Consider the following 25,275-nt stretch of genomic DNA (forward strand, 5'->3'; position numbering starts at 1 on the left):
TTTCGAATATTATCTACTCTTCCCAACTAGGTAATACAGAACCTTGAAATTCTTCTTCGATGAATTTTTTAACTTCTTCTGATTGATATGCTTTTACAAACTTTTGAATCGTTGGGTCGTCTTTATTCTCAGCGCGTACAACAATGTAGTTTACATAAGGTGAATTAGATGACTCTAGTAAAATAGAATCTTCTTTTGGATTAATACCCGCATCTAAAGCAAAGTTAGTGTTGATTGCTGCTGCATCAACTTCGCTTAACTGTTTAGGAATTTGTGCTGCTTCTAGCTCAATGAATTTTAAATTTTTTGGATTTTCTTCTAGATCATAGATGGAAGCAGTTTCTCTTTTATCCTCTTTTATTTTGATTAGTCCATGTTCTTCTAAAATGTATAGTGCACGAGCGCCGTTAGTTGGATCGTTAGGTAAACCAAAAGTTGCTCCGTCTGGAAGATCATCGATTGAGTCAAATTTGTCTGAGTAAACTCCCATAGGATTTAGAATTGTTTTCCCAACAGGTACTAAATCTGTTCCATGGTCTTCATTAAAAGTATTTAAGAAGGGCTCATGCTGATAACTGTTAGCATCTAAGTCTTCTTCAGATAATGCAGTGTTTGGAAGTATGTAATCAGAGAAAACTTTTAATTCAATTTCCAGACCGTCTTTTGCAGCTACTTCTTTTGCAACTTCAACAATTTGTTCATGGGGACCTGCTGTAACCCCTACTACTAATTTTTTCTCATTTAACGCTTCCGTTTTTTCTCCTTCACTAGAGCTATCCCCACATGCTGCAAGTGCTCCAGATAAAAGTACTGTTGATAAAAGTAAACCAAATTTTTTCATTTCTTTTCCTCCTATAATTTATTAGTACTGTTGAATAAATATAAAAAGCCTCTCTTTCACAGAAAGAGAGGCACACAAAAATATGATTGTCCTCTCTTATCTGTCAAAACAAATGTTTTGCAGGATTTAGCACCTTTCTACATAAAAAATGTAGATGGTTGCCGAGCTTCAACGGGCCAGTCCCTCAGCTACTCTTGATAAGAGATAAAAGCTATTTAATTTTTCAGCTATTCCATAAAAGTTAATTTACTATATCAACTTATTAAAGTCAACAAATTTTTTCTAGTTGAAATTTTCAGTCGGATTAGTTTAAAGTTATTATCAATAAATAAATATGCAGGGATGATGAATTTTATGTCTTTAATAAGAGCAAATTATGCCACTGGTCAGTTAGGTAAAACTGTTGGTGCAAGACTAGTTTATGGTACAGATTTACTAGAAGGAATTGAGCAATTATGTAAAGTAAATTGTATTGAATATGCAACAATTATAAGCTGTTTTGGAAGTTTTCAACGAAGTGGTTTTGTTTATCTTGTTCCGAATAAAAACTCTAAAATTGGTGTTGGATATAACGACCTTATAGTAAAAGAGGGACCAATAGAATTTTTACAGGGGACAGGTGTTGTATGTAAAAGGGAAGGGGAATACGAAACTCATTTTCACGGATCCATGTGTGACCAACATGGCAACATTTTTGGAGGTCATTTTATCAAAGGAGAAAACCCTGTTATTACGGTTGATGTAGTTTTAGCTGAAGTTACTGGAATGGAGTTTCATCGTAAGTTTGATGAGGAAACAGGAGCAAACCAATTTTATCCAGTGGATTCTAATAAAACTTCAACAAATAAACTGTAATAAAAAAACCGATTTACAAAAGTAAATCGGTCGGGTAGGTTGTAGACAAAAAGAAGTTTGCTAACTCTAGTTCGTTATTATGATTTTAAGTCGTCTGTACTACTCAAAATTATTCTTTCTAAGTAAATAGAAGATAATATGGTAGCATTTATTGGTTTGGAAAAGCGTCCGCTCGACTCCTGCGGGAAAGCGAGACAGATGAGACCCCGCACGTAGCGAGAGCTGCGGAGGAGGCTCGGCGCTCGCCCGCGGAAAGCGAGCGGTAAGCTTTAAGAAAACCTAATTTATCCTTTATAATAATAATTCGAGTTATTCTACAATCTGAGCAATTTACAAAAGTAAATCGATATTGTATTAAAATAGATTTAGTTTTTCAATACGATTTATAGCTTCTACCAATCGAACTTCATCCACTAATAACCCAACACGGACATAGCCTTCGCCAAAGGATCCGAAACCATCTCCAGGAGCTACAGCTACATCGGCTTTTTCTAAAAGTAAGTCTGCAAATTCTTGACTTGTGTAACCTTTTACAACTGGTAACCATGCAAAAAAGGAGCCTTTTGGTGCTTTGACATTCCATCCTATTCTTGAGCAAGCATTTACTAATGCATTTCTTCTACCTTCATACAAAGAAACAAGTTCATCGACACATTCCTGGCTCTCATTGAGTGCAGCAGCGGCAGCAGTTTGGATTGCGGGGAACAGACTAACAAATAAATGATCTTGAATAATATTGATCGCTTCAATTATTTTTGGGTTTCCAACTGCGAAGCCAACCCTCCAACCCGCCATATTATAAGTTTTGGAAAGGGTATACATCTCTATACCTACATCTTTTGCACCTTTAACCTGTAAAAAGCTGATTGGTTTTTGACCGTCAAAACCAATTCCTCCATAGGCAAAGTCGTGAACAATCGCTATATCTGCTTCTTTTGCAAGTGCAACAGTCTCTTCAAAAAAATCCTTTGTTGCAGTTGCCCCAGTAGGATTGTTTGGATAATTTAAGTACATTAACTTCGCATCTTCTTTTTGTATTTCTGTTAATTTACTGTAATCAGGAAGAAAGTTGTTTTCTTCTAGTAAAGGCATTGTTTCAAATCGAACACTTGCTAGCCCCACACCTGATAAGTAATCTGGATAACCTGGATCTGGTAAGAGCATTAGTTCATTTTCGTTCATCATTGCTAATGGTAATTCAACTAGACCAATCTTCGTTCCGAACATTATTGCAACTTCGGTATATGGATCTATTTCTACATTGTACTCGCGTTTATAAAAGTCTGCAGCTGCTTGTTTTAACTCATTTATTCCTCGAAAAGGGGAGTATTTGTGTGATAAAGGATTTGTTGCTGCATCTTGCAATGCTCTAACTATATGTTCAGGAGTAGGTTGATCTGGATTGCCCTGGCCTAAGTTTATGACATCTCTTCCTTCTGACACAGCTAATGCTACTTTTTGAACAAGTGTTGCAAAAAATTGAGTAGGTAAATTTTTTAGTCGATTTGAAAATTCCATGTGTGATACCTCTTTTTCTAAATAGTTGCATAGATTAGACAAATCTTATAATCTTTTTAGTATTATGTCTATAGGTGGTGGCGAAATGAAAGTTGCATGTGTTCAATTAGATATTGCGTTTGGAGCGCCAAAAGAAAATTTTTTGAAGGTTGAAGAAAAAGTAAGAGAAGCAGCCTCTTTAGGAGCTAAAATTGTTGTATTACCAGAGATGTGGAATACAGGGTATGATTTAAAGAGATTAATAGAAATCGCGGACTTGGAAGGCGAAACTACGAAAAAATTATTTTCTCGATTGTCCAAAGAATTAAACATTCATATAGTTGGGGGATCTGTTTCTACCAAAAAAGGGGAGCAGTTTTACAATACAATGTACGTTACAAATTCTCATGGAGAGATAATTTCTGAATATAACAAGGCACACCTATTTAAATTAATGGATGAACACCATTATTTGGAAGAAGGTAATGAAAAGAATCTATTTACATTAGATGGTGTCAAAATGGGTGGAATTATTTGTTATGATTTACGCTTCCCTGAATGGACACGAGCTCATGCATTAAGTGGTGCAAAGGTAATGTTTATTCCAGCTCAATGGCCAGATGCACGAATTGATCACTGGAAAATATTGTTGCAGGCAAGAGCTATTGAAAATCAAATTTTTATTGTTGCTGTAAACCGTGTAGGAAGTGATCCAAACAATTCATTTAATGGTAATTCGATGGTAATAGCCCCTTGGGGAGAATTATTGTGGGTAGGCGAAAATGAAGAAAAGGTTAAACTAGTGGATATTGATATAAATGAAATTGAAGATGTTCGAAAAAGAATTCCTATATTTCAAGATAGAAGAGAAGTATTATATAAGTATCTTTAAAAACAAGGGGGATTTGAGAGATGGAAGAAAATATTCGCGCTATTCAGGATGACTATCCAGATGATTTTGCTTGGTGTTATGGGTGTGGTAGATTAAACGAAGACGGGTATCATTTACGAACGTACTGGAATGGGGACCAGACGGAAACTGTATATGAGCCAAGAGAAGAACATATTGCAATACCTGGATTTGTGTACGGAGGATTAATTGGTGCACTAGTAGATTGCCATGGGACAGGATCAGCATCTCTTGCTTTACATCGGAAGAATGGTCATGAGCCAGGAAGCGGTGAAACACCACCTCGTTTCGTAACAGGCTCATTGCATGTCGATTTCTTAAAACCTACTCCGAAAAATGTGTTGCTTAAAGCGATAGGTACAGTAGAAGAGATTCATCCGAAGAAATGGAAAGTGACAACTGAAGTATTTGCAGGTGACGTACTTTGTGCTAAAGGAGAAGTAATTGCAGTTGTAATGCCGTCAACTTTTGCCCAATCAAAATAACATAAGATTATCGAACACAGGATTATTTTTTTCCTGTGTTTTTTTCATTCCTCAAACATATATTTTTATATGCGGAAAGGTGATGATCATGTTTTTACAAAAGTCTCTTATTATTTTTTTAGGAAGTATTTTAATAGCAATCGGAATCAATTTTTTTATTGTTCCTTATCATCTATTGGACGGTGGAGCCATTGGCATAAGTTTAATCATTCATTATTTATTTAATGTAAAAGTTGGGATTGCTATTATTTGTGTCAGTTTGCCGATATTTTTAATAGCTTGGATGAACTATCGAACATTTTTTTATAATGGTATTCATGGATTATTATTTTCTTCAGTAATCATTGATTTCTTCTATCCTTTACATATTGCAGGGCAGAAATTAATTACGAATGAATTGGCTGGAGCGATAAGTGGTGGGATTTTTGTTGGCCTAGGAATTGGTTTAATGCTTCGATCAGACATAACAATTGGTGGAACAGATCTACTTGCTCAGATGATCTCTAAAATGTTACGCATTAATCCGGGATTAGGGATTCTATCGATTGATATATTAGTAGTAGTCATGGGGAGTCTACTAGTCGATTCTGTATCATTATTGTATTCTTGCATCACTGTAGTTTCTGTTGGTATTACCACTACTCTTTTAGCCAAAAAATATTAAGAAGACTGAATAACCGGATTAAGTAAGAACAAAGAAGGGGATATAGAATACGAGGAGGTGACGGAAACTGGATAGAATTTTATATATTGTTTTTACACTTGCTTATTTAATACTTCTCGTAGTTGGATTAAAAGGAATCAGAAAGGAAGGTCTTCATAAGTGGACTAATGTTATCTATTTAATTGTAATAGCACTTGTTTATGATAATTTTATCATTGCAATTGGTAGATGGATTGGAGAAAGTTCTTTCTTAGAAAGTTTAAATTTAGCGAGGTTCTGGTTTCATGCTTTTTTTACTCCGCTCTTAGTTATATTTTCAGTAGGTACACTTCAGGAAAGTGGGCTCAAATGGGCTCAAAAGACTTGGGCAAAAGCTGCAACTATTATTTATACACTAGGTATGATTGGATTAGAGCTTATTGTTGAAACAATTGGAATCAAATTAATACCAATACAGGAATTTGGTGTTCTAAGGTACGGAACAATAGAAGAGGTTTCTGGACCACCATTAATGATTTTGTTTGTAACACTGATACTAATTTTATGTAGTGTTGTTCTATGGGTAAAAACAAAGTGGGTGCTGTTTTTTATAGGTGTATTTATCATGACGATTGGAAGTGTGATACCTATAAATGTTGAAAGTGGGGCAGTGACCAATGCATTTGAGTTATTTCTCATTTTCACTCTTATTTGGACTAAAAGAGAACTCATTCAAAACAAAATTTCAATAAAGTAGATTTTGGTCCAATAAGAGCAAATTAAACTAGGTTTTAGGTTATATGGAATACTACATATCTATGTGCATTCGAAGCTTGCCGCACGTTAGCTTGAGCCACTGTTTGCGCTAGGTGATATATCCATCTGTCTCATACTGACGTCATGCGGCTAGGGAGGCGCGAATGCAGTTGTCAGCGATTACGATTAAAAGGTTTTCTTGAACTTAAATACTATAATCAATGACTTATTAAAAGGGATTTTTTTATCAACAGTGGAAAATAGGATGTGCGCCTCCCACGCCGCAAGACCGCGAAGAATGAGACCCTTAAAAAAAGCGACTCATCCTGAGGAGTCTCATGCAAAGCGTGCGGCAAGCATCCGTGTTTCAAGTATTCTATAGTGCTAAAACACTTTTTTTAGTTTTCCAAAACTTTCATTATGCTAAACATGGCATCTAATTTACGAACCAAATGGTGTTTCGGTACAAGTTTCTCAATGTTAGCATTTCAAGTTGTTCACGTTCATTGAGTTGGTTTTTGGTCAACATGATATTCAACACCTCAACTTCTTAGAAGATTTAGAACCTCAACACTTTTTAAATTAGCCAACACTAGTCGATTGGAGTGGAAGGCGCGAAGACTCCTACGGGAACAGCACGAGCCGAAGCACCCGGACTGAGTGTAGCGAAATTAATTTTTGCGACGAGCTTGCGCAGGTGCGAGGGAGAAGGCTGAGGCCGTGCCCATGGAAAGCGTAGCGTCTGAAACGGAAATTGACGATTTCTTACTATGTATTGTAGATAAAAAAAGACTATAGACAATTTCAAATTTCTTTGAGTTTGTCTACAGTCTGAAGAGACATGCTTAGCATGTCTCTTGTTTATTATGATGTGGAAACAACTTCATCAACTGGTGCTGCTTCTTTTGGTTCAGGGACTCTCGATAGAATGAAAAGGCCGATAATAAATAAGACAACTAAACTAAACACGCCATAGTTTGATTTTCCTGTAAGTTGAGCAGTAAATGCTACTAATAGTGGACCCATAATAGAAGCAAACTTGCCGAAAATATTGTAAAATCCAAAAAACTCATTTGAATTTTCTTTTGGTACTAATTTCCCGAAGTATGATCTACTGAGAGCCTGTATACCGCCTTGGGAAGTTGCAACTAGCATTGCTAATATCCAAAAATCTACAATTGTTTCTAAGAAAACTGCGTAAATACATACAATGATATAAATGATTATGCCGACATAAAGCATTTTCTTCTCGGAAAATTTTCCTGCAAGTTTGCCAAACAGTATAGCGAATGGTGCAGCTACTACCTGAGTCGCGAAAAGCACTAGTAATAGCCCGGTAGTGTCAAGTCCTAGATCTGTACCATATGCAGTAGACATACTAATAATTGTTCCGACTCCATCAATATAGAAAAAGTACGCTAGTAAAAATAAGAACAATGCTCGGTATTTTCGTATTTCTTTAAATGTATTACCTAAGCGTTTAAAGCTTTGAATAACCGGGTTACCATCACGTTCAATAAAGTGTATCTGTTGGACATTTTTGAATAAAGGAATAGAAAACACGATCCACCATGTAGCTGTAATTAGGAATGCAATCCGACTAGCATTAATGCTTGAAAGAGGAATTACTTCCTTGCCTGCTAACAAAATAATAACAATACTAATTAAAAAGGGGATAGTGCTACCAATATAGCCTAAACTGTATCCTCTTGCTGAAACTTTGTGCATTCGTTTATCCGTGGTTACATCAACAATAAATCCATCATAAAAAACATTTGCGCCAGTTGCTCCGAGTGCAGCTAGAGTATAGCAAATTAATAATAGTAACCAATTATCATAGGGAACAAATGCTAGTAATGCAGTAAATGTAACTCCTAGTACAAAGAAAAAAGTGAAAAATTTCTTTTTCATGCCACGATAATCTGCGATTGAACCTAAAATTGGACCAAGCATAGCTAAAATAAAAGTGAATATTGCGATTGTATAACCAAGATAAGCTGTTGAATCCGCCCCATCTACACCAGCAGCTGTCGCAGAAGATTTATAAAATATTGGAAATACTGCAGTTGTAATTATGATCGAGTAAGCGGAAGAACCCCAATCATAAAGAGCCCAACTATTTTCTTGCTTTGTAAATTTCCCCATTTCTTATTATTCCCCCTCTTTATTACTAATATTGTACATTAACAAAAATCATTACGGTATATAAGAAGGAAAAATTACTTAATTTTTACAATAGAAATGGATATTGTACAATAAAATATATTCAGAAATTTGAAAATACATTATTTACAAAAGCTTAACATTTAGTTGAGCAAAATCGGATAAAATTAGTAATAGAGGAGTGAGAGTTTTATGACGATAAAAACAGATCAAAAAGCAATTATTGATATTGGGTCAAACACTATTCGACTTGTTGTATATAGCTACAATTCCTCTCAAGGCCTTGTTGAACATCATAATTTCAAAACAGTAGCAAGATTGAGTATGTACATATTGAGAAATGGAAATTTAAGTACAGAAGGTATTAACATATTAATAGAAACACTTACCAAATTTAAAGAGATATTATTAGATATAAAAGTAAATGATGTATTTGCTGCAGCTACTGCTGCGATCAGGCAAGCAAAAAACCAGAAAGAAATTTTAGAAATTGTGAAGTCTGAAGTAGGGTTAAATCTACAAATTTTATCAGAGGAGCAAGAAGCATATTATGGGTACTTTGCAGTAATTCATTCTACTAATATCTCCGATGCAGTAACAATCGATATGGGTGGTGGAAGTACCGAGGTTACGTATTTTAAAGATAAAAACCTTATTCGTTTTCATAGTTTTTCATTTGGAACAGTCTCATTAAAAGGAAAGTTTATGAAAGGGACAACCATTACGGATGAAGAAAAGTTAGAACTTATAAATTATGTGAGTGAACAGTTCTGTTCTTTAGGGTGGTTAAACCAATTACAAGTACCGATTATTACAATTGGAGGAAGTGCGCGAAATTTAGCGCTTGTTGATCAGCAACGGAAAAGCTTTCCTTTAAATGGAATTCACCAATATGAATTAAAGAAAGAAGACATACAAGAAATTAGTTTTATGTTTGCGCAATGTTCAGCGGATGGGTTGAAAAAAATAGACGGACTTTCAAGTGATCGTTCAGATATTATTATCCCTGCGTTAGAAACATTTCGTACTTTAATGGAAGTAGTGGATGCTCCGTCAATGGTTTATAGTAAAAAAGGTTTACGCGAAGGTATAATTTTTTCTCAGTTGGTAGAAAAATTTCCAGAAGATTTTAATAAAAATGAAGTGATTAGGAAATCCATTCGTCATATATTAGGAAAGTTTCATGTACATGAATTGGAAGTTTCTCATTTATATAAAATATTTCAAAAGATATACATGTCCTTTGTACAATGGAAAAATATTCAACCATTAGAAAATGAAGAACTTTTATATTATGCGTATCAGCTTTATCATATCGGAAAACATATAGATCAAGATGCTGCCAGCCAACATACATTTTACCTAATAACAAATCTATCCATAAATGGTGTATCTAACGAAGAACGATTAAAGCTTGCCTTACTTGCTTCCTATCAAAATAGAGAGACTTTTAAACGGTACGTAAATTCATTGCCAGCTTTTTTGAATGAGAGAGAAATAAAACAACTACGTGATATTGGTGCGTTATTTAGATTTATAAAAGGATTAGATATACTGAGTAGATCAACGATTATGGATGTTTTTCTTGAAAATTTAGCAAGTAACGTAATAATAACTTTTATTGTTTCTAATAATTTTATGTTGGAAAAATATCAAGCAGAAAAATTAAAAAAACATGTAGGAAAAATATGTAGTAAAGACGTACAGATAGAATTTATGATTTTGGAGGAATAAACTACATGAGCTTGGAGAGTACAGAAGATCATCGATTTGATGACTATGCTTATTATAATAATCGAGAAATCAGCTGGCTTGCCTTTAATGAACGGGTTTTACAAGAGGCTGAGGATGAAACCAATCCTTTACTTGAAAGATTAAAGTTCTTAGCGATATTTAGTTCAAATTTAGATGAATTTTTTATGGTAAGAGTAGCTGGATTACAGGACCAAGTAAGAGTTGGATTTAATAAACCTGAAAATAAGGCGGGTCTAACAGCTAAACAACAACTGGAGCAAATTTCGATTATTACAAGAAATCTTGTAACTAGACAAATGAAGATTTATAAAGATTTAATCGAGTTGAAGTTACCTAATGAACGAATTTCTTTGTTAACTTTTAATCAATTATCACATGAACAAAAACAAGAATTAAATACAATTTTTGAAGAGCAAATTTTTCCAGTTTTAACTCCCGTTGCTGTAGATGCTTACCGACCATTTCCGATTTTGCTGAGTAAGACGATGAATATTTTAGTTATGATAGAAGATGAAAATAATATATCGATAGAACAATCTAAGTTTGCTATTGTTCAGGTTCCATCTGTCTTAAATCGATTCATTCAGGTTACTACAAAAGATGGTTCATTTGCTGCTGTGCTTTTAGAAGATGTAATCATTGAAAACATACATAAATTATTTCATGGATACCATATTAAATATGCCAATCCATTTCGTATAACCCGTAATGCTGATTTAACCATCCATGAGGAAGGTGCCCGTGATTTATTAATTGAGATTGAAAAAGAATTAAAGAAACGAAAATGGGGAGCTGTAAGTAGACTTGAGGTTAAATCAACCGAAATAAAGCAGAAAATTCTACACTATCTGTTAGGTGAGCTAGAAATATCTTTTGAAGATGTTTATAAAATAGAAGGACCGTTGGATATTACATTTTTATTTTCATTTATTAAGGTATTTGAAGGTAAATATGATCATTTATTTTATCAGTCATTTATACCTCAACCTCCCATGGATATTGCAACGGAGGAGGATATATATATGAAAGCCTTAAAACAAGATTTATTCTTTCATCATCCATATGAGTCCTTCCAACCAATTGTAGACTTTGTTGAAAAAGCTGCAGATGACCCAACTGTTTTAGCTATAAAACAGACCTTATATCGCGTAAGCGGAAATTCACCAATAATAAGAGCTTTAAAAAGAGCTGCGGAAAATGGAAAACAAGTTACCGTTTTAGTTGAACTTAAAGCTCGTTTTGATGAAGAAAAGAATGTTCATTGGGCGAAAGAATTGGAAAAAGCAGGATGCTTAGTTATATACGGGATGCATAATTTAAAAACTCATTCCAAAATAACGCTAGTCGTTCGAAGAAGGAATAAAAAAATAGAACAATTTGTCCATTTAGGAACAGGTAATTATAATGATCAAACTGCCAATATATATACTGACATGGGGATCATTACGACAAATAAACAAATAGGGCAGGATGCTACCAGATTTTTTAACTTTTTAAGCGGTTATACAGATAAGCCAGAATACAAAAAATTAGTAGTCTCTCCTTATGATATTCGAGATAAATTTCTCTATTTAATTGATGAAGAGATAGAATATCATAAAGCTTTTCATAATGGTCATATAATTCTCAAAATGAACTCGTTAACTGATAAGAATCTAATATTAAAATTGTATGAGGCTTCGGCAGCTGGTGTGAAAATTGAGTTGATAGTTCGAGGGATTTGTTGTTTAAGACCACAGATTAAAGGCGTAAGTGAAAATATTATTGTCATAAGCATTGTTGGAAGATTTTTAGAACACTCACGAATCTATTGGTTTCATCGAAATGGGGCATCTAGGTTGTATTTATCCTCTGCAGATATGATGACTAGAAATATGGTAAAACGAGTGGAAATTTTATTTCCAATTTTGTCTCCATCCATTAAAAAAAGAATAATTGATATTTTAAAGTTAGAAATAAATGACACAGCAAAAGCGAGAATACAAGATTCCAATGGTAATTATCATTATAGGGAAACAGATGGTTTAAAAATTAATAGTCAGGAACAATTACTTGATAATGCTACAAAACTGAATATACTCCAATTAAAATAACCACTATATAGTGGTTATTTTTGCTTTAGAGCTGCTTGGGAAACCTCAAAAGCTAAATCGTCATTTCCGAATAGCTGTAAAACTTGCAGTAATGTATCCGTATTGACTTGTAGACTATTTTTTTCAGTATCGTCTATTATTGATACAAGTAATTCGTTGTCCTGTTGGGAAGGGTAAGCTTGTTTATATAACTTAACGGCATCTATTTCATGGTTTACGCACCATTGGGCATATAAGTTTATCATCATTTTTTCATCATTTTGATATTGCTCAATAACTTTATCGTTCAATTTTTATCAGCTCCCCATTTGTCTATCATTTGCCACAAGTTAAAAATAATCGGTAAAGATCTTTGTTCCAAAGTTGTTCCGGAAAACGATTCCGTTAATGTGGGAATGATTTTTTCTAGTAAAAATAGGCGTGGCTTTTCTTTCGAAAATTCTTCTAAAACAAATTCAAGTGCTTGCAGATCATTTTGATTCATTTTTTCTTTTTCTTCTAAATAAAAGTTTTCTAGTTGCTCTACAACCTGTTGTTTTGATTTAATTTCATCAACTGTATTTAAATCAAAGAGTGACTTGTTCAATAAAGAGTCGTTTGTCTTCGTCATCTCATAAATAATCGACTCAATTCTTCTCATGACAAACTTGACTAAATGATCAAGTGAAATATTTGCTATTTGATTAATCCATGGGTGTTGCAATTGTTGAATCATGCCAATGGCCAATACAGCACAATCTGTAGAGACATTTCTTGTTTTCTCTCCATAAATATCTTCAAATCTCTTCGACAACCAATTGATTTCTTCAAAATAATTCTTCTTTATTAGATCTCGTAACTCTATATCTTGTGAATGGATAATAGATGCAAAAAGTGGAAAAAGTTTTTGGTCTCTATATATATTCATTCGAACAGTCAATTGCTCGATCAATACATTTAAATCAGATCCATTTTGTGAAGTATGCAACTCTCTTCTTTTTATCAAGATTTCTTCTCTAGCGCTCTCTATTATTGCTACAATACACTCGTTTTTAGAGGAGAAATAATTATAAAAGGTCCCCTTTGAAATATTTGCTTCATCAATAATATCTTGAACGGATGTAGATCTAAAACCCTTTTCAATAAAAAGATGTTTTGCTGCTTGTAATACATTTCTTTTTTTTGTATTCATATTTTCACCTTTTAGACTAATAGTATAATTCCTATTTTAACTGTTAAATAAGGATTTATCAAACCATTTTGATTGTACAAGTATATTATGTTTGATTTTTTTAAACTAGGAGTATAAAATAATCAAAGTGTCATAACAGAGAAGAAAGAAATTTAGGGGGAACAACAATAATGAACCACGAGCAACAAAAACCACCATATGCCATGATCGCGATTCTATTTGTTGGCGCGTTCATCGCTTTTTTGAATAATACACTACTCAATGTAGCTCTACCAACCATTATGACAGAGTTTAAAGTGAAACCTTCCATTGTACAATGGCTAACGACAGGGTATATGTTAGTGAACGGGATTTTAGTTCCGGCTAGTGCATTTTTTGTTCAAAGATTTTCGAATAGAAAATTATTTATTACAGCAATGGTATTATTTACTGCAGGTACAGCGCTTGCCGCGTTTGCACCAGAATTTTGGGTACTAATTTTGGCCCGCATGATACAGGCAGCGGGATCAGCAATGATGATGCCTTTACTTATGAATGTTATGTTAACTGCTTTTCCGATTGAACGACGCGGATCTGCAATGGGTATGTTCGGTTTAGTAATGATATTAGCACCTGCAATCGGACCTACTTTATCAGGATTTATCTTGGAGCATTATGAATGGCGTGTATTATTTGAGATTATTTTGCCGTTTGCGATAATAGTATTATTGTTTGCTATATTTAAATTACGCAATATTACTCCTAATAGTAAAGTTAATCTGGATGTATTCTCATTGATACTATCCAGTATCGGTTTTGGTGCATTGCTTTATGGATTTAGTACTGCTGGGGATAAAGGATGGGACGCACCAATTGTTTACGGAACTATTATTGTTGGATTTATTTCATTAATTGTTTTCGTATGGAGACAATTAAAATTAGATGAACCAATGTTGGACGTTAGAATTTATAAATATCCAATGTTTGCTTTGTCATCCGTAATTTCGATTGTTGTTTCAGCTGCAATGTTTTCGGGGATGATTTTAACACCTCTTTATGTTCAAACTATTCGAGGTATATCACCATTTCATTCGGGTCTGCTCATGCTACCTGGTGCTATTGCAATGGGATTAATGTCACCAATAACCGGTAAGCTATTTGATAAGTACGGTGCTAGAATTTTAGCGATTACTGGTCTGATTATTACAACCATCGCAACATATTTAATGAGTGACTTAGCGCAAGACTCAGATTATTATTATATAATGGCAGTCTATACAATTCGCATGTTTGGTATGTCTATGATTATGATGCCAATAATGACTAATGGATTAAATCAGTTGCCAATGAATATGAACCCACATGGAACTGCGATGAACAATACGTTACAACAAGTATCAGGTGCAATCGGGTCTGCCATATTCCTAACAATTATGAATGCAAAGATGGAGTCTTCAGCTAAAGTGCTTGCAACCGAAGCCGCAGCAGCAGGGAAAGTGCCTACCAATACGGAAGGCTTAGTGCAATTCCAAGCAGAGCTGGGTATGAAGGCGATGTTGGAGGGTATTAACTTTACCTTCTTTATTGCTACGCTAGTTACAGTTGTCGCTTTAATACTGGCTTTCTTTGTAAAAAGAGTAGATGTACAAAAAAAAGCTAAACCTTTATAAGGTTTAGCTTTTTTTATTATTTATCTATCTCATTTGTTAATTTTATTAACTCATCAATTAAGGAACCGATGTACTCGATCGTATCTCTTAAAGGTTTCTCTGTTGTAATATCTACTCCGGCCATATTTGCTAATTCAACAGGAGATTTCGTTCCTCCTGATTTTAATACGTTAATCCAATCGTCTACCGCAGCTTTACCTTCATCTAAGATGCGCTTAGATACTTGTGTAGAGATTGTAAGGCCGGCACTATAAGTATATGGGTATAGCCCCATGTAGTAGTGAGGTTGTCTCATCCATGTCAATTCAGCACCGTCAGTAATTTCTACTGCATCGCCCCAGAATTCTTCCAATACACTTCTTTTATATTCATTTAAAACCTGTGCATTAACTGGTAGTCCTTCATCAATTCTTTCATAAACTTTTCTTTGATAAGCTGCCTCTAATAAGTGCGTAACAAAATTATGATAGTATGTTCTAGCTACTATTGAAGAAATTACCCACCTTTTAAATTTAGGATCATTTGAGTTTTCTAATAAATGATTGGCCATGAGCATTTCATTCATTGTAGAAGGAGCCTCGATAAAATACAAAGAAGGGCGGGCGTTAAATATATTATGCTCTTTATTTGCATGATAGAAATGACCGGCGTGCCCTAGTTCGTGTGCAAGAACAAATACTTCGTTCATTCTGCTAGACCAAGAAATAAGAATATAGGGGTGGTTACCATATGGACTTGAACAAAAGGCACCAGTTGATTTGCCGGTATTTTGTGCAAAATCGATCCATCTCTCTTTGTAGGAACGTTCCACCATTTGTATATATTCTTCACCCATTACTTCCAAAGCATCTGTTATATATTTTTTTGACTCCTCAATTGAGATTTTAGGCTCATAAGAAGGATCAAGTGAGATTTTTAAATCTGCAAAAGTCATTTTATCTAATCCGTGTACTTGCTGAAGAAGCTTTGCATACTTTCTCATATGTGGTGCAAGTTCCTTCATAATTAAATCGATTTGTCGATCGTACAAACTACGATCGACCTCTTGGTTTAATAATAAGTAGTCGAAAATAGAGTTATAACCTCTTAAATCAGATGTTGTTTTTTCTATTTGTAAGTGCATATCATATGTTTTTGCAGTCGTATGTTGATAATCCTTTAATTTACTCGAAAAAGCTTTGAAAGCTGCGCGTCTTACACTTGTATCTGATTCTGCTTCCCAATCATTTTCAAATAGAACATAACTAAGAGGGTAGGAGGAATTGTTCACTTCAAAATCATTAAAGGAAATATCTAACATTTTGGTTGTATCATACAATTTATAAGGTGCATTAAAGGTTGAAGAAAATGCTGCTAGAGTCTTTTCTACTTCAGGGTGTAATTGATATTGTTTTTTTGTAAGAAGCTTTTGTAAAAAATTTTGATATTCTGCACCCTCCGCTATTGCTTCTTGTAAAACTTCGTCAGGTAACTCCACAAGCTCACTATTTAAAAATGAAAGCTTGCTACTTATTTTTGCTGCTAGGGAAGAGAATTTACTTCCGCGCATTTGTGCATCTGTATTTGTCTGGTCTGTGCTAAGAGACAAACTTGCAAAAGTTCCAGCTGGTGTTAGTTTTTCATATAAAGCAGAATAATCTTTTAAAGCCTTTAAAATAATAGACGGCTGATTGATTTTTCCTTTATATTTCTCTTCAAAATAATCTGCAAGTTTCTCTATTTCCTTTAAAGAATCGTTAAAATCTTCTTCTGTTTTAAACAAGTCTTTCAAATTCCATGTTTCTTCTAATTTTACATCTGATCTAATTGGTAAACTTTTAACCATTTTATCACTCCTTAATATTACGGATGTCGAACTAATTAATAGTATAACGAACAGAGATGAAAAAGTAAAAACAATCATTTTATTTAAATTTTTCTGTGAATTAAGGAATTTATTAGTGAGAATGATAGAAATTTTAATAATAAANATATAAATGATTCGAAAGTATTATATTGAGGGTTACGAAATAAAGCAAACGTAGTATTATCAAGGACTTTTGAGGTGAGTCAAAATACTATATTAACCTAATGATAGAAATTTGAGAATTAATCGAAAAATTAGTATAGACTGAATTTGAAGTTTGTTTTACAATGAGATTGTTCTAAACAATATATTGATAGTCTGAGAGAATACTTATAAAAAAGAAAAGTAGTATAGCTTATATTTTCAGAACTATCAAAAAACAGGGGGTAAAATATTTATGAAGTCAAAAAAATTTGCTTCACTTTTCCTTGCATCATCCCTTTTAACAGGAGTGCTTGCCGGATGTTCAGGTGGAGAAGAGGGTAGTAGTTCCGATGGTGGAGATACTATAAAAATCGGTGCCAACTTAGAACTTTCTGGAGCTGTAGCTTCCTATGGTTCATCCGAGGCAGACGCAATAGAATTAGCTGTTGAGGAAATCAATGCTGACGGTGGTATTGATGGAAAACAAATTGAACTTATTAAAGTAGATAACAAGTCTGATGCTGCGGAAGCAACAAGTGCAGCTATTAAGTTAACTAGTCAAGACAAAGTTACAGCTATAATCGGTGCTGCAACTAGCGGGAACTCAGTGGCTCAAGTACAAATTGCGACGGACAATAAAACTCCTATGATTTCTCCTTCTGGGACTAGTACTACAGTAACTGTTGGAGAAAATGGAAAAGTAAATCCATTTACATTCCGTACGGCATTTATCGATCCATTCCAAGGTACTGTAGCAGCAAACTTTGCTGCAAACGAACTAAAAGTTAAAACTGCAGCAGTATATGCAGATAATGCGAGTGATTATGCAAAAGGTCTTGCAGAATCTTTCATTAAAGACTTTGAAGCAGCAGGAGGTACTATTGTTGCGGAAGAATCATATGTAGCAAAAGATACTGATTTCCGTTCTACACTAACTCGTATTAAAGGTTCTAATCCGGATTTTGTTTTTATTCCTGGATATTATGAAGAAGTTGGTTTAATTGTAAAGCAAGCTCGTGAATTGGGAATAGAAGTTCCATTAATGGGTGCTGATGGTTGGGATTCACCAACTATTGTGGACTTAGCTGGAGCAGATGCATTAAATAATACTTTTATTATTACTGCTTATTCTGCTGAAGATCCAGATGGTAAAGCGAAAGAATTTGCTGACAAGTTTACTGAAAAGTATGGAGAAGCACCAAACTCATTCCACGCACTTGGATATGATACAGTTTATCTTTTGAAAGATGCGATTGAACGTGCTGGTTCATTAGATGGAACAAAAATTAAAGAAGCGCTTGAAGCTACAGACAACTTAGAACTAGTTACAGGATTGTATTCTGTAGACGAATTTCATCATCCTATTAAATCAGCAACTATCATCGAATTCGTAAATGGTGAGCAAGTGTTTAACACTAAAGTTAATCCTTAAGATTAACATGTTTTATATAGGGGGGATTATATCCCTCCTTTTCTATTTCTAGAAACTTTGAATTAAAGGAGTGAAACTTTATGGAATGGTTACAACAATTGATTAACGGTATTTCACTCGGCAGTATATACGCATTAATCGCCCTAGGTTACACAATGGTTTATGGAATAATTAAATTGATTAACTTTGCCCATGGTGACGTGTTCATGGTAGGCTCTTTTATCGGGTTCTATTCGATTACTGTGTTTGGATTAGGATTCTTCCCAGCACTTATTCTATCAATGGCAGCTTGTGCACTCTTTGGTGTAATTATTGAACGCATTGCATACAAGCGATTAAGAAATGCTACAAGAATTGCTGCTCTTATTACTGCTATTGGTGTATCTCTATTAATAGAATACGGTGTAATTTACATTAGAGGTGCTCAACCAGAAGCTTACCCAGATGTGTTTTCAAATCGTTCTTTTGATATCTTAGGAGCACAAATAAGCGTTCAGTCTATTTTAATTTTGTCTGTTTCAGTTGTATTGATGATATTATTGCAATTTATTGTTCATAAAACGAAAACTGGTAAAGCGATGAGAGCGGTTTCTCATGATACTGAGGCTGCAAAGCTAATGGGTATTAATGTAGATAATACTATTTCTGCTACTTTTGCAATTGGTTCTGCATTAGCTGGAGCAGCAGGTGTAATTTTTGGTGTGTATTATACAAAGATAGATCCGCTAATGGGTGTTATTCCTGGTGTGAAAGCATTTGTTGCCGCAGTTCTTGGAGGTATTGGAATAATACCTGGAGCTATGGTAGGTGGATTAGTATTAGGAGTAGTTGAAACGATTGTTAGTGCATTAGGGTTCTCGTTATGGAGAGATGCTGCTGCATTTATTATCTTAATTCTTATACTAATTTTTAGACCAGCAGGAATTTTTGGAAAAAATACACGAGAGAAAGTGTAGGTGGTACATAATGAAGAAAAAGTCTAAACAATTTTGGCCATTTGTTATAGCGTCTGTATTAGTTTATGTGATTGTTCAACTTCTCATATCCAATGGGATAATGAATCAATTCTATTCTAATACGCTAATCTATATTGCTATCAACATAATATTAGCGGTCAGCCTACATTTAGTAATTGGTATCACGGGGCAATTCTCAATAGGGCATGCAGGATTTTTAGCTGTAGGCGCTTATATCTCAGCTATTATAACAATGAAGTTGGGACTTCCATTTATATTGGCCATTATTGTAGGGGGAATTGTTGCAGCTCTAGCTGGTTTAATTGTTGGTATTCCAAGTTTACGATTAAAAGGGGATTATTTAGCAATTGCAACGCTTGGGTTTGCTGAAATAATTCGAATAGTTTTCTTGAATATTGATTATGTTGGTGGAGCAGCAGGTATGCAAGTCTCCCATTTAACTAATTGGACATATGCATTTGTAAGTTTGTTCATTACTATTTTAGTGATTGTTAACTTTACTAATTCAAGACATGGAATTGCTGCTATATCAGTTCGAGAAAATGAAATTGCAGCGGATGCTATGGGTATTAATACAACTTATTATAAAGTTGTTGCATTTACAATTGGTTCGTTCTTTGCCGGAGTAGCAGGGGCTTTATATTCTCATAACTTTTACATTATACAGCCTAGTCAGTTCGGCTTTTTAAAGTCATTTGATATTTTAATATTCGTTGTATTAGGTGGATTAGGTAGTCTTTCAGGAGCAGTGCTTTCTGCGATTTTGCTAACGGTAGTCTCTACTTATCTGCAAGGATATCCTGAGACTCGTATGATTATTTATAGTCTTGTATTAATTTTGGTAATGTTATATCGTCCAAAAGGTTTGATGGGTACGATGGAAATTACAGATTACTTCAAGATATGGAGAACGCCAAAAGGGGGCGGGCAACATGGAAAGTAAGCCGATATTGGAAGTGAAAAACGCTGGTATTCAGTTCGGTGGTTTAAAGGCAGTCCAAAATTTAAATATGGTACTAAATCGTGGTGAACTAGTTGGTCTTATTGGTCCAAATGGTGCTGGGAAAACTACTAGTTTCAACTTATTAACTGGAGTTTATGTACCAACAGAAGGCGATATATTATTTGATGGGGAAAGAATCAATGGATTACCGCCATTTAAAGTTACTCGAAAAGGGATTAGTCGTACATTCCAAAATATTCGTCTATTTAATGATTTATCTGTATTAGATAACGTGAAGGTTGCTTATCATTCCCTTGCGAAGCATACGATGGTGAGTTCAATATTTCGTTTACCATCACATTTTAAAGGCGAGCAAGAAATGGAAGAAAAATCTATAGAATTTTTAAAAATATTTGGTTTGGATAAATATAAGGATGAGTTGGCTAAAAATTTACCTTATGGCCAGCAGCGCAGGTTAGAGATTGCACGTGCTTTGGCAGCTGGTCCTAAACTTCTTTTATTAGATGAACCTGCGGCGGGAATGAATCCACAAGAAACAAAAGATTTAATGGATTTAATCGGATTTATTCGAAATAAATTTGATTTGACAATATTACTTATTGAACATGATATGAATTTGGTTATGGGTGTTTGTGAAAGAATTTATGTACTAGATCATGGTCAACTTCTTGCGGAAGGATCACCAGAAGTGATTCGTAACCATCCTAAGGTTATTGAAGCGTATTTAGGGGAGGAAGTTCACAATGACAATGCTTAAGGTTGAAAATATTGATGTTTTTTACGGGAACATCCAAGCACTTAGAGAGGTCTCTATTGAAGTAAACGAAGGGGAAATAGTTACGCTTATAGGTGCAAATGGTGCTGGAAAAAGCACTCTATTAAAAACTATTTCAGGTCTCCTAAAGCCTAAAAAAGGAAAAATTGAATTTCTTGATAAATCGATTGCGGGAAAACAAGCACAAGCAGTTGTAAAATCAGGAATTTCACATGTTCCTGAAGGAAGAAGAGTATTTGCAAATTTGACAGTAGAAGAAAATCTTGAGCTTGGTGCTTTTTTGAGAAAAGATAAAGCTGGCATTAATTCAGATCTTCAGAAGGTTTATGAGATTTTTCCGAGACTACTTGAGCGAAAAAAACAATTATCGGGAACTCTTTCTGGTGGGGAACAACAAATGTTGGCAATGGGTCGTGCAATAATGGCGAAGCCCAAGCTTGTACTCCTTGATGAACCATCAATGGGTCTTGCTCCATTAATGGTGAAAACAATTTTCCAAGTTATTGAAGATATTAATCGTGATGGCACGACTGTATTGTTAGTAGAACAAAATGCGAACATGGCACTATCTGTTGCAAGTAGAGGGTATGTAATTGAGACAGGTAGGGTAGTGCTGTCTGGTTCTGCTCATGAATTACAGACAAGTGAAGAAGTGAGACAGGCATATTTAGGTGGTCATTAATATAAAGAAGCTTTCATTAGTTAGTATCTAATGAAAGCTTTTTTGTGTAGTTCAAACTTACATATTACATGTTATACTAGATGAATATGTATTTTTTTGGAGGAAAGATGAATAAAACCCTAAGATTTTGGATATTGACATTAATTACATTTTCAATGGTTGCAATATTAAGTAGTTCTTTATTTTCAAGTTATATCGTAACGAAAAAAACTTTAATAGAAAATTCATTAGAACAAAATGAAGTATATTCTTTAAAACTTTCACAAATGACAGAAGAAGTGTTTGAATCAATGCAAGCTAATTTAGAATCAAGGAAACTAGATGTCATTGATAATATGCATGATTCAAAAGTGCTTACAGAGATTTTAGATCAACTACTTATAAGTGGAAAGAATTTTAACTCACTTTCTGTAATAGGGAGTGATGGAATTGCTATAGCAACCTCGCCGAATGTTGGTATAGCAGGCAATAAAATTGATTCCCACGGAGTAAAGGAAGCTTTAACTAAGAAGGAGAGTATAATTACTACTCCGTATAGAGCAGTTACAGGGCGTCTATTAGTTTTAGTATCTATTCCTTTATTTAATAGTGCGAATAATTACATAGGAATGTTAAACGGAACAATTTATTTACAAGAAGATAACTTTATTCAAAATATATTAGCTGAGCATTTTAATGAAGATGGTTCCTATGTGTTCGTAGTAGATAAGGAAGGTACTTTAATTTATCATCCTGAAAAAAATCGGATTGGCGAAAAGGTAAGTGAAAATAAGGTAGTAGAAAATTTAATGAATAAAGAAAATGGGTCAAAAGAAATCTTTAATACAAAAGGTGAACATGTTTTAGCTGGCTATTCTTATATTGCAGCAAGTGGGTGGGGGGTTGTTTCTCAAACACCATTTGATAGCAGTTTAAATCCTTTAAAAGGTATTATTTTGAAAATGTTATTGTATGCCTTACCTTTCTTATTAATTTTTTACATATTAGCATTTTATATTTCAGAACGTTTAGCCTCCCCTTTAAAAAAGTTAGCTTTGTTTACGTTAAATTCTCATAAAGAAGATATAAGCATCGAAAACTTAAAAATATCTACTTGGTATTTTGAGGCCAAACAATTAACAGAAACGATTAATAACTATCATAAAATGCAACAAGAAACTGTAGCGGACTTTAAACACCAATCTTTAACTGATCCTTTGACTGGCCTAAAAAATAGAAGGTATTCAGAATTTGTTTTTACAGATTTAATAGAATCTAATCAGCAATTTTCAATAATGATGATTGATATAGATCATTTTAAATTAGTTAATGATGAATTTGGTCACAATGCAGGAGATGAAGTATTAAAGTTTCTAGCGAGCAAAATGAAATCTTTTACAAGAGATCATGATGTTTGTATTAGGCTTGGTGGAGAAGAATTTATCGTCTTACTTCCAAACTGTATTCTTTCAGAGGCATATACGATTGCTGAAAAACTAAGAAAAGATATAGAAATAAGTATCCCACCAACAAATAAGAAAATAACCATTTCATTGGGAGTGGCTGAATATAGGAATAGTTTTGAAAGTATAACTGATGTAATGAACAGAGTTGACGTGGCACTTTATATGGCAAAATCTGAGGGAAGAAACAAAACAGTTATTTCTAAATAAAAAAAGTTTTTCTCGCAAAAAAGCGGAAAAACTTCTTTTTTTATTTATTTTTCTTTATCATATATACAATGCCCTCTGTAATCAGACCTACTACTAAGCCAAATGCAGTAAAAATAAACAAAGAAAGAATACCAACTAGGTCTCCCCAACCTTCTAATCCAGAAATGAAGGAACGGAAAAGTTCAATGAAACCAATTAGAAGTCCAGCAGTAAATAGATAATAAGCTATTTTCAATTTATAAAATAATAATGCTCCTGAAATTGTCCCAACTAAAACGGAGATAACAGTAAATGCAATAAAATTACGGATTACTAAATCCTGTCCAAGTACATATTTTACTCCAAGTATTAGTAAAAAGAGTGAAAGGACAACTGTAATTCCAGCTATTTTCCCATAATTCCTTAACAACATAATCGCCCACTTTCTTAAATACATCATACTTTAAATCAATATATTCCAACAAGCTAAAATGAGGAAGGAGATAATACAGTGACAGAGCATTTGTTTCATTTAAAAGCCAATTGGCCAGGCAACAGAAATGATATAGGGGAGATTCGAGCGGAAAATTTACAAACTCGAATATCTATTCCTAAAGAAATGGAAGGACCTGGAGAAGGCACTAATCCAGACGAAATGCTATTAGGTGCAGCTGCTACTTGCTATATTATAACGCTAGCTGCAATGATGGAAAGAAGTAAAATTTTAAAAGAGAGATTAGATATGGATTCCACAGCAATTGTTGATGTGACGAATGGTATATTTACATATAAAAAAATAATTCATCGTCCAACCATCGTTTTAACATATGAAAAAGACAAAGTAATGGCAGAAAAAATTGTTGTAAAAGCGGAGCAAACCTGTATGATCAGTAAAGCTTTAAGAGGAAATGTAGAAATTGAACTTAAACCTACTATTTTAACAATAAATGAATAGCTTTTATGTTATTTGATGTATAATTTAAATATTCAAATACTTGTAAAGTGAGGATGGGTCATGACCGGCACAATCGCTGTTATTCTTATATTTTCCGTTCCAATTATCAAACTAATTACAACGCATTTTGAAAACAAAGAACAAATAAAAGGTACGAGAGTAAAGGATGAACTTGAATTAGAAAAATTAAAATATGATAATTTTGTTATCGAAACAGAAAAAATGAGACTCCAACTTGAACAGATGCGTATAGATTCACCAAATGATGAGTTTCAAAAATTATTAAAATAATGTAACCGCCCTATTTTAAATGGGCGGTTTTAATTTATATGACATATGAGAAAACACATATGAAGTGACAAAGCGTACCAAGTAGAATAAATATATGGAAAATCTCATGGAAACCAAGTTTTTTAATAAATGCAATCTTAGGCTTTAAGCCATAGATTATACCACCAATTGTATATAATACTCCACCTATAATTAAATAGAAGATTCCTTGAGTACCAATTTTTTCTGATAATGGCGAGGCTAAAAATATAATAATCCATCCCATTCCAATATATAGAGCAGTTGATATCCATCTAGGGCAATTGAACCACACCATTTTAAATAATATACCGCAAATTGCAATAATAGAAATGATGATAAATAGTATGTAACCAGTAGTTCCTTTTAAAGTTATTAAACAGAATGGGGCATATGTTCCAGCAATTAATAAATAGATCATCGAATGATCTAATCTTCTTAAAAACTGGATGATACTATCCTTTGCTATTACCATATGATAGGTTGCTGAGGAGGAATAAAGTAAAATCATGCTTACTCCAAATATTATTATTGCAATAATTGTTAAAAAGGAATCGCCATTTATCGTTACTTTAACAAGCATTGCAGTAAGACCTAATAATGACAGTATAGCTCCAAATAAATGTGATAATCCGTTAAATGGTTCTCTAATATATTGATTCAAAATAATTCCTCCTATTACACCATGTAGTTTATATAACTACTTAATATAATATAACTAACACGTTTAATAGTCAATGTT

The 25,275-nt window shown here is 33.8% G+C and carries 24 protein-coding genes and 1 riboswitch; of the genes, 16 read left to right on the forward strand and 8 right to left on the reverse strand.

Going from position 1 to position 25,275, the window contains the following annotated elements:
• Window positions 1–13: 13 nt before the first annotated feature.
• Complete coding sequence (locus AN959_RS07675) at window positions 14–841, reverse strand: MetQ/NlpA family ABC transporter substrate-binding protein (RefSeq protein WP_056829628.1); 828 nt, start codon at window positions 839–841, stop codon at window positions 14–16.
• 93 nt (window positions 842–934) lie between these two features.
• Window positions 935–1,045: riboswitch (SAM riboswitch) on the reverse strand.
• Between the two features lie 150 nt (window positions 1,046–1,195).
• Here AN959_RS07675 and AN959_RS07680 point away from each other — a divergent pair.
• A complete protein-coding gene (locus AN959_RS07680) occupies window positions 1,196–1,696 on the forward strand; it encodes a PPC domain-containing DNA-binding protein (RefSeq protein WP_056829630.1) in 501 nt (166 codons plus the stop codon).
• 354 nt (window positions 1,697–2,050) lie between these two features.
• Here AN959_RS07680 and AN959_RS07685 read toward each other — a convergent pair whose 3' ends face one another.
• The gene (locus AN959_RS07685; RefSeq protein ID WP_056829632.1) at window positions 2,051–3,214 is read right to left on the reverse strand and encodes a pyridoxal phosphate-dependent aminotransferase; all 1,164 of its coding nucleotides are present in this window, start codon (window positions 3,212–3,214) and stop codon (window positions 2,051–2,053) included.
• Window positions 3,215–3,299: 85 nt separating this feature from the next.
• Here AN959_RS07685 and AN959_RS07690 point away from each other — a divergent pair, with 85 nt between their 5' ends.
• The 4 genes from AN959_RS07690 to AN959_RS07705 all read left to right on the forward strand — a co-directional run bounded on the left by AN959_RS07690 (window position 3,300) and on the right by AN959_RS07705 (window position 5,988).
• Entirely contained in the window at window positions 3,300–4,085 is a 786-nt protein-coding gene (locus AN959_RS07690) for a carbon-nitrogen family hydrolase (RefSeq protein ID WP_056829634.1), read from the forward strand.
• 20 nt (window positions 4,086–4,105) lie between these two features.
• The gene (locus tag AN959_RS07695; protein ID WP_053589706.1) at window positions 4,106–4,588 is read left to right on the forward strand and encodes a PaaI family thioesterase; all 483 of its coding nucleotides are present in this window, start codon (window positions 4,106–4,108) and stop codon (window positions 4,586–4,588) included.
• An 88-nt stretch (window positions 4,589–4,676) separates the two neighbouring features.
• A complete protein-coding gene (locus AN959_RS07700; protein WP_331457310.1) occupies window positions 4,677–5,252 on the forward strand; it encodes a YitT family protein in 576 nt (191 codons plus the stop codon).
• 400 nt (window positions 5,253–5,652) lie between these two features.
• On the forward strand, window positions 5,653–5,988 hold the full coding sequence (locus tag AN959_RS07705; RefSeq protein WP_056829636.1) for a hypothetical protein: 336 nt from the start codon (window positions 5,653–5,655) through the stop codon (window positions 5,986–5,988).
• Window positions 5,989–6,851: 863 nt separating this feature from the next.
• Here the strand turns inward: AN959_RS07705 and AN959_RS07710 are convergent.
• On the reverse strand, window positions 6,852–8,132 hold the full coding sequence (locus AN959_RS07710; protein ID WP_056829638.1) for an MFS transporter: 1,281 nt from the start codon (window positions 8,130–8,132) through the stop codon (window positions 6,852–6,854).
• Between the two features lie 210 nt (window positions 8,133–8,342).
• Here AN959_RS07710 and AN959_RS07715 point away from each other — a divergent pair, with 210 nt between their 5' ends.
• On the forward strand, window positions 8,343–9,884 hold the full coding sequence (locus AN959_RS07715) for a Ppx/GppA family phosphatase (RefSeq protein ID WP_056829639.1): 1,542 nt from the start codon (window positions 8,343–8,345) through the stop codon (window positions 9,882–9,884).
• A gap of 5 nt (window positions 9,885–9,889) precedes the next feature.
• Window positions 9,890–11,998 carry an RNA degradosome polyphosphate kinase gene (locus AN959_RS07720; protein ID WP_056829642.1) on the forward strand — a complete coding sequence of 703 codons (2,109 nt, stop codon included), beginning with the start codon at window positions 9,890–9,892 and terminating at the stop codon, window positions 11,996–11,998.
• A 14-nt stretch (window positions 11,999–12,012) separates the two neighbouring features.
• Here AN959_RS07720 and AN959_RS07725 read toward each other — a convergent pair whose 3' ends face one another.
• Both AN959_RS07725 and AN959_RS07730 read right to left on the reverse strand, forming a co-directional pair.
• Entirely contained in the window at window positions 12,013–12,288 is a 276-nt protein-coding gene (locus tag AN959_RS07725) for a hypothetical protein (RefSeq protein ID WP_231687545.1), read from the reverse strand.
• Window positions 12,285–13,169, reverse strand: a complete 885-nt coding sequence (locus AN959_RS07730; protein ID WP_056829644.1) for a TetR/AcrR family transcriptional regulator — start codon at window positions 13,167–13,169, stop codon at window positions 12,285–12,287. Before AN959_RS07730 ends, AN959_RS07725 begins: the two co-directional genes overlap by 4 nt.
• Window positions 13,170–13,339: 170 nt before the next feature.
• Between AN959_RS07730 and AN959_RS07735 the strand changes: the two genes are divergently transcribed.
• Window positions 13,340–14,818, forward strand: coding sequence for a DHA2 family efflux MFS transporter permease subunit (locus tag AN959_RS07735; protein ID WP_056829645.1), 1,479 nt, complete (start codon window positions 13,340–13,342; stop codon window positions 14,816–14,818).
• Between the two features lie 16 nt (window positions 14,819–14,834).
• Here AN959_RS07735 and pepF read toward each other — a convergent pair whose 3' ends face one another.
• Entirely contained in the window at window positions 14,835–16,643 is a 1,809-nt protein-coding gene (gene pepF, locus AN959_RS07740; protein ID WP_056829647.1) for an oligoendopeptidase F, read from the reverse strand.
• 418 nt (window positions 16,644–17,061) lie between these two features.
• On the opposite strand from pepF, the gene AN959_RS07745 reads away from it, so the two are divergent.
• The 6 genes from AN959_RS07745 (at window position 17,062) to AN959_RS07770 (ending at window position 23,290) form a co-directional block, all read left to right on the forward strand.
• Window positions 17,062–18,240 carry an ABC transporter substrate-binding protein gene (locus AN959_RS07745; RefSeq protein ID WP_056829650.1) on the forward strand — a complete coding sequence of 393 codons (1,179 nt, stop codon included), beginning with the start codon at window positions 17,062–17,064 and terminating at the stop codon, window positions 18,238–18,240.
• A gap of 80 nt (window positions 18,241–18,320) precedes the next feature.
• The gene (locus AN959_RS07750) at window positions 18,321–19,196 is read left to right on the forward strand and encodes a branched-chain amino acid ABC transporter permease (RefSeq protein ID WP_056829652.1); all 876 of its coding nucleotides are present in this window, start codon (window positions 18,321–18,323) and stop codon (window positions 19,194–19,196) included.
• Between the two features lie 10 nt (window positions 19,197–19,206).
• Window positions 19,207–20,160: a branched-chain amino acid ABC transporter permease gene (locus tag AN959_RS07755; protein ID WP_056829653.1), complete on the forward strand. Its 954-nt coding sequence runs from the start codon at window positions 19,207–19,209 to the stop codon at window positions 20,158–20,160.
• Window positions 20,150–20,938: an ABC transporter ATP-binding protein gene (locus AN959_RS07760; RefSeq protein WP_056829654.1), complete on the forward strand. Its 789-nt coding sequence runs from the start codon at window positions 20,150–20,152 to the stop codon at window positions 20,936–20,938. The genes AN959_RS07755 and AN959_RS07760 overlap by 11 nt, the downstream gene beginning before the upstream one ends.
• Complete coding sequence (locus AN959_RS07765) at window positions 20,931–21,638, forward strand: ABC transporter ATP-binding protein (protein WP_053592132.1); 708 nt, start codon at window positions 20,931–20,933, stop codon at window positions 21,636–21,638. The genes AN959_RS07760 and AN959_RS07765 overlap by 8 nt, the downstream gene beginning before the upstream one ends.
• A gap of 107 nt (window positions 21,639–21,745) precedes the next feature.
• A complete protein-coding gene (locus AN959_RS07770; RefSeq protein ID WP_053589694.1) occupies window positions 21,746–23,290 on the forward strand; it encodes a sensor domain-containing diguanylate cyclase in 1,545 nt (514 codons plus the stop codon).
• Window positions 23,291–23,330: 40 nt separating this feature from the next.
• On the opposite strand, the gene AN959_RS07775 is transcribed toward AN959_RS07770, so the two are convergent.
• The gene (locus AN959_RS07775) at window positions 23,331–23,702 is read right to left on the reverse strand and encodes a hypothetical protein (protein ID WP_053589693.1); all 372 of its coding nucleotides are present in this window, start codon (window positions 23,700–23,702) and stop codon (window positions 23,331–23,333) included.
• Window positions 23,703–23,780: 78 nt separating this feature from the next.
• Between AN959_RS07775 and AN959_RS07780 the strand changes: the two genes are divergently transcribed.
• The gene (locus AN959_RS07780) at window positions 23,781–24,224 is read left to right on the forward strand and encodes an OsmC family protein (protein WP_053589692.1); all 444 of its coding nucleotides are present in this window, start codon (window positions 23,781–23,783) and stop codon (window positions 24,222–24,224) included.
• A 60-nt stretch (window positions 24,225–24,284) separates the two neighbouring features.
• Window positions 24,285–24,515 (forward strand): hypothetical protein, encoded by a 231-nt coding sequence (locus AN959_RS07785; RefSeq protein ID WP_056829655.1) that lies wholly within the window; start codon window positions 24,285–24,287, stop codon window positions 24,513–24,515.
• Window positions 24,516–24,549: 34 nt separating this feature from the next.
• Here the strand turns inward: AN959_RS07785 and AN959_RS07790 are convergent, their stop codons facing one another.
• Window positions 24,550–25,197 carry a hemolysin III family protein gene (locus AN959_RS07790; protein WP_056829656.1) on the reverse strand — a complete coding sequence of 216 codons (648 nt, stop codon included), beginning with the start codon at window positions 25,195–25,197 and terminating at the stop codon, window positions 24,550–24,552.
• Window positions 25,198–25,275: the final 78 nt, after the last annotated feature.

The sequence above is a fragment of the Psychrobacillus sp. FJAT-21963 genome (assembly GCF_001420585.1).
In the GTDB taxonomy this organism is placed as follows: Bacteria; Bacillota; Bacilli; order Bacillales_A; family Planococcaceae; genus Psychrobacillus.